We start from the raw sequence: 8,071 nt of genomic DNA, 5'->3' as shown, positions 1-8,071 counted from the left end.
TTTGACGAAGCGCTACATCTTTCAAGCCGAAAACAGCTAGGATACGGTACGTCCTGAACCCGACAGAATGGCATCAATGAACGGAGCTTTTCGGGCCAGATATTCGCCAATTCCATCCGTGTTTTCTGCCTCCAGTTTAAGTTTGAATACCTGATAGCGTTGCCTCAATTCTTCGTCTTTGCGAAGTAAATCCCGAAAGAGCAACATCCTTGAAATCTGGCGATGACCGGAGGAACAGACATGCACCTTGTGGGTGCGAACGCCGTTGATATCTTTCCGGTAAAAGTGATGCTCCGGCGACAGGTCTTTGCCTCTAACGTATCCGCAGGAACGCAAAAATACCTCGATTTGGGGTTCATTCCGATGGTTTGGTACTTCCACCAGGAGATCGATTTCGGGTTTCGCCGCTAATCCTGGGACTGCTGTGCTGCCAACATGATGAATTGCAATGAGTTCGTTTGAAAAGCCGTTCGCAATGAGTTCTCGTTCGGCGATGAACATATCCGGCCAGGTCGCGTCATAGGCCGTTATTTTACTGGTAAGCGTCATCGGTTTGCAATCAGAGAAGCATGGTGGCTCAATTCTGTTTCGATTGAACCTATGAGAATTGTTATGCGTCAGAAATTGGCGGAACCCAACCAGTCTTAGTCGCCCATCGATCTGCCTGGCGTATCACATGCCAGAAATAGTCATCTTTTCCAATTGTATACGCAGCTCTGTCCTGGCGATGGCGATGCGCCAAAGTGCGTTTTAGATCCGCATAGGCTTCTTTTTCCTTTGGATGTGCTCGCATAAAGTCCCTGAACAGAAGCGCCCACTGTTCATGCCAACTTCCTGAACGACGGATATGGATATGGGTGCGCTCACTTCCCGGTTGTTCACGAAAATAGCGCTTTGCAAGGTCCGGATTGTCAGACCGCCACAGATATCCAATCGCCATCATCGCCTTAACTATCGGGTCAAACGGATCAAATTCAGCCACAGAGACCTAGATGTCTATAATCGGTTTGGCGGCTAGCTTATCGATCGAAGTTGAACCGATGTGGTCAATACGAAGGGCACGGTCACCAAGAACCCGGCGAATTGCCGCGGATTTTTCCTGGAATGAAGGTCTCCAATGAGGGGACCAGTTCTCTATCTCAATGGGCTCTGGACTCATGGAGTATCCGTTCGGCTGTTGCGGCAATCAACTTCGGACAAAATCATTGTCGCTACTCTGCTCCAGCTCCAGGATGTTGCCTTCTGGGTCACGCATATAGATCAACAAGACCGGTATACTGGTGGTGCCGAAATTCGTGATCTCACCTAGCTGTTGTCCTCCGGCCTCAAGGATTGAGGCGATAGCTGATTGAATATCTGCTACTTCAAAAGACAGATGTCCATAACCTGGCTCATTCACCTTTGGCAGCAGTCTTTCGTGAATTTGATCATACTGGAGCAGTTCCAGAAACGGACCCTCCACTCCCGGCATTGACAGCCAGACAGAATAGATATCGACGCCCTGCAATCCGTTGCCACGATAGATCTTTTCGCCTGACAGTTTCCTAGGTAGTCGCAAGTCCCAACACCCGAACACCGTCTTGTAGAACCTGGACAGATCATCGGCATTGCGGGCAACGATACTGACATGCTTGAATTTCATACCAGCCGACACTCCGTTGTTATCCTATGCAGAAGCACTTGATCTGCGTTCGCCTCAAGTTCACCAAGCTGTCTTTCGACAAACACGAGGGTTTGAGCTTTGCAAGGAAGGCGAGGGCGGAAAAGTAATATCTGCCGAAAGTTTTGACCAGAAGAAGAGTTGGACGTAGATAACCAAAATCAACCGACCGGCAGAAGCTGGTTGTCAGAAAAGAACGTGAGGAGCTATTGATGGCATTTTGGGTCGCGTGCCTTTTGGCAGCTGCAGTCGCCTATTTCATTGGTTCGATCCCAACAGGTTATGTTGCAGGCAGACTGCTCGGCGACATCGATATCCGGGAGCACGGATCCAAATCCGTTGGCGCGACCAACGTTCTGAGGACATTGGGAAAATGGCCGGCGGCTGGTGTGCTTTTTGTAGACGTTCTGAAAGGGGTGTTCGCCGTCGTCTTTGCCCGCTGGTTCTTGAACCTGTTGCCGGTCTCGCCGGAGGCTGCAACGAACTCACAGGCGTGGATTTCCTGGGGTATATGCCTTGCAGGACTTGCGGCCCTTTTGGGACACAGCCGGTCGATCTGGTTGAAATTTTCAGGAGGGAAATCCGCCGCCACCGGACTAGGCGTTTTGCTTGCCATGTCCTGGCCGGTAGGTCTGGGAGCCGCAGCCGTATTCGGGTTGGTGCTAGCCTCTTTCCGTATTGTTTCCCTCAGTTCCATGTTGGCGGCTTTGACGGCCATTGTTCTTGTCTGCGTTCTCGAACAACCGTTTCCCTACCGCTTGCTGGTCATCGCGGGTGGTATCTATGTGATTGTGCTTCATCGAGCCAACATTCAGCGCCTGATGACAGGCAAAGAACCGAGCATAGGCCGATCTTTGCAATAAGATCAGCGATCAGGGACAGCCTTAAACAGGGTGCTCCAGCGCATATGGTGGGGCAGGGATGTTGAATCTCTCATTTCAACGGTGCCCTGGATTGTTGAAGTGTCTCTGCGACCATTGAATTCTAGACCAGTGCACGTTGAACTAAGTGCCTGAGCAGACACTTCAATCTGGTCGTTTGTCCGGCAAATGACCAAAGCTGACTGCCAATCTGTTCCAAGCATTCATCTGAGCAATTATCATCGTTAAATCAACGATTTGTTCGTCCGAAAAATGCAGTTTCAAAGCATCGAAAAGCGCAACTGGTGCTTTACTCTGCGGGAGCAGTGTAACGGCTTCAGCCCAGGCAAAGGCAGCGCGCTCACTTTCATCAAAAAACGGGCATTCCTGCCAAACAGGAAGGCAGTCCAGTCTTTGTTGCGTTTCGCCGGCAGCTCTTGCCTGTTTGCTGTGCAGGTCGACGCAATAAACGCAACCGTTTATCTGGGAGACACGTAGTTCGACGATTGCACGGAGTTTCCTGTCAATCGATGGCATCTTGTCTTTAGCCTGTGCCAGGCTTCCAATAGCCGCTCCATTTATAGCAACATAATCAAGACGTTCTATCATTTCAGGATCCTGCATTTGCTTAAAAATAAAGGTGCAGTCCAACCAAGGCATTGTTTGGTCGCACAGATTGAGCAATACCATACTCGCTATACTGTTAGGAGCACGAACATGCACGTTAATGGCAGTTGCCACTGTGGAGATATCACTTACGAGGCCACGATCGATCCTGAAAAGACCAGAATTTGTCACTGAACCGATTGTCAGAAACTCTCTGGGTCTTCGTTTCGAGTGGTTGTTCCTGTCGCGGAGGAAGAATTCAAACTCTTGTCAGGTAGTCCGCGCGTTTATGTGAAAATTTCCGAAAGTGGGAACGAAAGAAAGCAAACGTTTTGTCCGAGATGCGGCACACCAATTTATGCAACTTCTAACGACCAGGCACCCCGAAAACTTGGCATTCGTGTCGGGACAATAGAAGGCGGTAAATCGCTTGTTCCAAGACGCCAGTTTTGGGCGCGGTCTGCAGCAAGTTGGCTTGGCACAATATCTCAGATGATGGCATTCGAACGTCAGTAGCAAGCTCCTAAGTGGATTAGAAGCGGCCAGAAAGTCGGAAAGTCAGTCGTTTTTTTGAGTTGCTGAGCCTTCCCAGACGCTGTTGCTGAGACAGAGTTGAAGGTGGGTTGTGCGCAATTTGCAGTCGTGCAGAGGCGGGATAATGTCGAACGATGGCAAGTAAGATATTTGACGACAGAACAAAGGCGAACCGCCGTGCATGGAACGCTCGACGATATGAAGCGTGGGTGTCTGCATTTGGTAGACCGGAGGCGGAGGCACAAAGGATCACATCCGATCCGAAGCATGTTTTGCGGCGTTTATTGCCATATCTAGGTCCGGTCGCTGACAAACGCCTCTGTAGTGTACAGGGTTCTCACGGACGCGTTGCCGTCGCGTTTGGTCATCTTGGCGCCAACGTCGTTGTAATCGACTTCTCAGAGGAAAACAGGCGCTATGCTTTTGAACTTGCGGCCTCGGCCGGGGTTGAGATTGAATATGTGCTCTCTGATGTTCTGAAAGCGAATGAACCTGGTCGAAATCGACAGTTCGATATTTTGGTGCTTGAACTCGGCATTCTTCATTACCACCAAAATCTGGACCTCTTTTTTAAAGTGATGCATGGTCTCGCAGACGATGGTGGCACGCTGCTCTTGAATGAATTCCACCCAGTCCAACGCAAGTTGTACTGGCCTGAAGGACCGCAACATTACTTCCATACAGACTTGTTTGAAGCAGATGTTCCAAGTCCGGTAATTGGTGGCGAGCGTCTCGGAATATGTAGCTATAGGTTTTGGACGATGGGCGAGATTGTGACTGCCGTCGTGAAGGCAGGGTTCATGATTGAAAGACTCGATGAGCATCCCGATTGGTTAGACCCGACCATTCCTGGCTCCTTTACACTGTTGGCCAAAAAGTGAGTTTGCTTTACGGAAGGCTGCTTACGGCTCAAAGATGTCATTTGATGAAAAGCTCACAGGGATTGGAGTGCGGCTCAAAACATTGCTGCCGATATGAGGGCATCGTAACGCTGGCGGGAATGGAACGTACCCCGTGTGACTTCTAATGTAAATGCAACAACGGCTTTGGGTTCGCCACAGGGCAGGGAGATCAGCCCCCGGTCAGGTGTGCTGGTCAGGGTTGCTAAACCTGTCCGGGGGCGGATGGCGATGCGTTGTTGAAAGAACGCTATGCGGACAAAACTGCCATGTGGCTTATAGGCCGTTAGGTAAACTCTGCTGTATTTGCTTTTAATGAAGAGAGCGGAACTAAACCGATTTCCTCGTAACCGGCGGCAAAACACTCGAAAGTTGCATCTTTCATAAAAAACAAGAAGTGTCGTGTTTTTTGCGGATCCGAATAGAAGTTACAGGGGTTTCTGATAAGCCCTTCATGAAGCGACTCCAACTCATCGATTGAAGTGCCAAATACTTCAAAGAAGCCCTGATAAAACTCGAGATTCGGAAAATTCACCGCGTTATAAATACTCGAATTGTACCTTTCGATCCCGTCTGAATAAAAGCCCTCGTCATTAGGGTCGCCAATTCGCATTCTTTTACAATCACTGAACTCTATCTGGTTTGCAGTGTTGGCGCCCGGGGTCGCAGCACAAAACTGAAGAACTGCATCTTCACCCCGGAAAAATGCATGTGGTGTTGCTAAAGCTGCGTGATCTCTAACCTCAATTGAAATAGGTACGAAGCTCAAACGACGAAAAATCTCTTTTTTTTGCATTGGGGATCTTCCAAGTTCAGCGGCTGGAAGAAGCCTTAACTGACTGCTATTCAAATGTCCAAGCAGGGCTCAAAGCAGTCAGTCGTTGACTTCCCGCCTGAATATCTCCGCAGGCGTTTGATAACCAAGGCACTTTCGCGGCGTGTTGTTCATCTGCTCAATCAATGACCGTATCGTTTGCTCGGGAATCGACAAAACAGCGGTATCCCGCGGCAGATAGCGCCGGATCCGCCTGTTCATATTCTCAACCGAGCCTTTTTGCCACGGTGCGGAAGGATCACAGAACCAGACTTCAGACCCCATTCCTTTCTTCAATTTTCTCCAGGAAACAAACTCAAAGCCGCGGTCAAAAGTGAGACTTTGTCTTGCGTGCCTAGGCAAGGGGCTGAGCACATTGATAAGTTGATCCATGATCGGCTTGGACTGCCGGTCATTGTTCTTGAACAGGACTGTAAACCGACTTTTCCTCTCAATGACTGTCGCCACATTGGCTTCACCGTGAAGCTTTTGGAAGATCATCAGGTCAGCCTCCCAATGACCGAACTCATTGCGATCGTTGACTGAATCCGGCCGGAATTTGATCGATCGTTCTATGGGAAAGATCGGGTTCTGAGGTTTGCGGGTGTATCTCGAACGCCGCTTCTTGCGCCGCTCGGGAAGTAGACGCGCCAGCTTTTGTTGCTGACCTTCGGGAGAATAGACGTAGCGATAGATTGTCTCGTGGCAAATCCCAATCTTGGCTCCAGGCTCAACCTTCAGGCGTCCGGCTATCTGCTCAGGCGACCAGCCATCAATGAGCTTGCTGACGACCGCGGTTCTCAGATCCGCAAGACGGTGGAGCTTGCCAATGCGCCGGCGCCGGTCGCGTGCCATGTCGTTGGCCGTCATCGCCCAGTAACCTTCAGCATCTGCAAACTCGCTGTCATGCCAATAGTTGCGCCGGATCTCACGGGAGATCGTTGCACGGTCGCGGCCGAGGCGCCTGGCAATCTCGGACTGACTGAACTTCTGATCCAGCATCCTGGAGATCGTTCGACGTTCGTCAAAACTCAAATGGGAAAAGGTTCGGCTCAAAACAGGGCTCCCGAAAAGTAGGCAGCTTAGCGCCTTTGTTGCAGTTCGGAATAGAATGTGCCGCCCATGGAATAATCCATTTAGTTTTGAATTTTGGGAATTTTTGAGGGTGATATTTTACGTCACGAGCTCCCTCAAACGCCAAGATGAATTCGTCAAAGCAATTGCCCTGCCTATTCCGCGCATCCCCACCATCACAGGTTACTTTGTCTCCATCTGCATTCCATGCTTCTGAGATTGCATTACCCATATTGTTGAGGGCGATCCGTTCTCCACGCGGATCGTCAGGATGATAGGAACGCGAAGTCCCGTCAGTATTTACATCGAGATCAGAACGATAAAAAACTGTTGGATGCTCTCCTCGCTTTGAGGCCATTAATTTTGTTTCGCCTTCACTGTGTTTGAAAACTTCTGATTTCGTCGGGCCACATTCAACTGACATGGCCGGCGTCACAACCATCACAAGCGAGCTTGAAAGACACAGAATTTTCTTCGCAGTTTTGATCATCATCCAGTTTCCAATCAATCACTTACAGTTACTTCAACTCTACAATCATAAAATGCACATATAATTTATGCACGTAATTACCAACAACGCACTGCCTCACAATCATAGATTCTCCATCAAAAAATGGCGGCTCTTTAGCTTGAATTCGAAATTGGGATTTGATCACTCAGGTTATTTCCAACGAGTCGAATGGCAATTGGCAGAAGAGTATCGGCATACCGTGCTTGGCTCTCTAGCGACTTTCGTGGCCTCTAATAATAGCGTTCCCGAACATAAACAGTGTCTCCAGGACGGAGCGGGTCCGAAATAGGCACACGGCCGTTTAGAATTTCGCCGTTGATCTGTCGGGTGATATCGACGTCCGCCTGCTGCGCGCGCAAACTGAAACCGCCTGCCGTCGCAATTGCATTCTGAACAGTCATCCCGGAAACGTAGTTGTATTGCCCTGCATTTTTAACTTCGCCCATGATGAAAACTGGCCGGTAGGTGTCTACTTCAACCGAGACATCCGGATCACGGATGAAACCCTGTCTTAACTTGGCTGCAATTTCCGCGGCTAACCCCCATTGCGTCTTACCTCGAGCAGCAACATTACCGACGAGCGGAAAAGAAATATATCCGGCCTGATCAATGACGTAAGTGTTGGAAAGATCATCCTGGCCAAACACAATAATGCGTAGCCTGTCGCTGGCATCCAGGAGATAGGGTCGTGTCAGTGTTTCATGAAATGCGGTCGGCGGCTGTTTGTATCCGCTGCATGCGGCAAAACTCAGAAAAAGAGCAGGCACAAGAAGTGCTTTCATGTACATCTACAACTCTCTATAGAATTGGTATCCCATTGACCTAATTTCTGTTGCACTACATCTTCTGTTCCTCAATTCCTTTTTTCTCAAAGGACGTGCGACGCAATACAAACTGATACCCAATGGCCTGGTTTGAGAAATTTCCAGCTTTTGCGTAGATATTTTTCCAGCCCAAACAAAATTTTCACCATGACTTAAGTCTCGGCAAAGGCACACAGCGTTTCTTTCCCCCCTCGACTTCTTCTAAAACCTGGCATTGAGGCGTGCGTGGAAGCCATGAATGGCTGTTCCCTCGCCGTAGCGGCCGCTGTAGGAGGCGCCGGCAATCACC

9 protein-coding genes and 2 pseudogenes are annotated in these 8,071 nt (G+C 49.6%); 3 read left to right on the top strand and 8 right to left on the bottom strand.

The window, feature by feature from the left end; all coding sequences use genetic code 11:
* Positions 1–36: 36 nt before the first annotated feature.
* From K5905_RS21650 to K5905_RS21640, 3 genes and pseudogenes are all read right to left on the bottom strand, one after another.
* Positions 37–549, bottom strand: a complete 513-nt coding sequence (locus K5905_RS21650; RefSeq protein WP_297587609.1) for a GrpB family protein — start codon at positions 547–549, stop codon at positions 37–39.
* 61 nt (positions 550–610) lie between these two features.
* Positions 611–1,159: pseudogene (locus K5905_RS21645) on the bottom strand (GrpB family protein).
* 27 nt (positions 1,160–1,186) lie between these two features.
* On the bottom strand, positions 1,187–1,642 hold the full coding sequence (locus K5905_RS21640) for a VOC family protein (protein ID WP_297587607.1): 456 nt from the start codon (positions 1,640–1,642) through the stop codon (positions 1,187–1,189).
* A 230-nt stretch (positions 1,643–1,872) separates the two neighbouring features.
* On the opposite strand from K5905_RS21640, the gene plsY reads away from it, so the two are divergent.
* The gene (gene plsY, locus K5905_RS21635; RefSeq protein ID WP_297587605.1) at positions 1,873–2,523 is read left to right on the top strand and encodes a glycerol-3-phosphate 1-O-acyltransferase PlsY; all 651 of its coding nucleotides are present in this window, start codon (positions 1,873–1,875) and stop codon (positions 2,521–2,523) included.
* A gap of 162 nt (positions 2,524–2,685) precedes the next feature.
* Here plsY and K5905_RS21630 read toward each other — a convergent pair whose 3' ends face one another.
* A complete protein-coding gene (locus tag K5905_RS21630) occupies positions 2,686–3,261 on the bottom strand; it encodes a carboxymuconolactone decarboxylase family protein (RefSeq protein WP_297587603.1) in 576 nt (191 codons plus the stop codon).
* A gap of 72 nt (positions 3,262–3,333) precedes the next feature.
* Here K5905_RS21630 and K5905_RS21625 point away from each other — a divergent pair.
* Both K5905_RS21625 and K5905_RS21620 read left to right on the top strand, forming a co-directional pair.
* A pseudogene (locus tag K5905_RS21625) lies at positions 3,334–3,642 on the top strand (GFA family protein); the annotation flags it as partial.
* 152 nt (positions 3,643–3,794) lie between these two features.
* Positions 3,795–4,541 carry a methyltransferase domain-containing protein gene (locus K5905_RS21620; protein ID WP_297587601.1) on the top strand — a complete coding sequence of 249 codons (747 nt, stop codon included), beginning with the start codon at positions 3,795–3,797 and terminating at the stop codon, positions 4,539–4,541.
* A 304-nt stretch (positions 4,542–4,845) separates the two neighbouring features.
* Here the strand turns inward: K5905_RS21620 and K5905_RS21615 are convergent, their stop codons facing one another.
* From K5905_RS21615 to K5905_RS21600, 4 genes are all read right to left on the bottom strand, one after another.
* Positions 4,846–5,355 carry a hypothetical protein gene (locus K5905_RS21615; RefSeq protein ID WP_297587599.1) on the bottom strand — a complete coding sequence of 170 codons (510 nt, stop codon included), beginning with the start codon at positions 5,353–5,355 and terminating at the stop codon, positions 4,846–4,848.
* A gap of 78 nt (positions 5,356–5,433) precedes the next feature.
* Entirely contained in the window at positions 5,434–6,429 is a 996-nt protein-coding gene (locus K5905_RS21610; protein WP_297587597.1) for an IS30 family transposase, read from the bottom strand.
* Positions 6,398–6,937: a hypothetical protein gene (locus tag K5905_RS21605; protein ID WP_297587595.1), complete on the bottom strand. Its 540-nt coding sequence runs from the start codon at positions 6,935–6,937 to the stop codon at positions 6,398–6,400. The genes K5905_RS21610 and K5905_RS21605 overlap by 32 nt, the downstream gene beginning before the upstream one ends.
* A gap of 251 nt (positions 6,938–7,188) precedes the next feature.
* Positions 7,189–7,746 (bottom strand): polysaccharide biosynthesis/export family protein, encoded by a 558-nt coding sequence (locus K5905_RS21600; protein ID WP_297587593.1) that lies wholly within the window; start codon positions 7,744–7,746, stop codon positions 7,189–7,191.
* Positions 7,747–8,071: the final 325 nt, after the last annotated feature.

The organism is Roseibium sp. (assembly GCF_025698965.1).
In the GTDB taxonomy this organism is placed as follows: Bacteria; Pseudomonadota; Alphaproteobacteria; order Rhizobiales; family Stappiaceae; genus Roseibium.
Note: the sequence above shows the minus strand (reverse complement) of the source record. Positions and strands in the feature narration are given on the sequence as shown.

Excerpts from the sequence above, each read along its gene's own strand:
- K5905_RS21620 (WP_297587601.1), top strand. The coding sequence starts at position 3,795 with ATGGCAAGTAAGATATTTGACGACAGAACAAAGGCGAACCGCCGTGCA.
- K5905_RS21600 (WP_297587593.1), bottom strand. The coding sequence starts at position 7,746 with ATGTACATGAAAGCACTTCTTGTGCCTGCTCTTTTTCTGAGTTTTGCC.
- K5905_RS21650 (WP_297587609.1), bottom strand. The coding sequence starts at position 549 with ATGACGCTTACCAGTAAAATAACGGCCTATGACGCGACCTGGCCGGAT.
- K5905_RS21605 (WP_297587595.1), bottom strand. The coding sequence starts at position 6,937 with ATGATCAAAACTGCGAAGAAAATTCTGTGTCTTTCAAGCTCGCTTGTG.
- plsY (WP_297587605.1), top strand. The coding sequence starts at position 1,873 with ATGGCATTTTGGGTCGCGTGCCTTTTGGCAGCTGCAGTCGCCTATTTC.
- K5905_RS21640 (WP_297587607.1), bottom strand. The coding sequence starts at position 1,642 with ATGAAATTCAAGCATGTCAGTATCGTTGCCCGCAATGCCGATGATCTG.
- K5905_RS21615 (WP_297587599.1), bottom strand. The coding sequence starts at position 5,355 with ATGCAAAAAAAAGAGATTTTTCGTCGTTTGAGCTTCGTACCTATTTCA.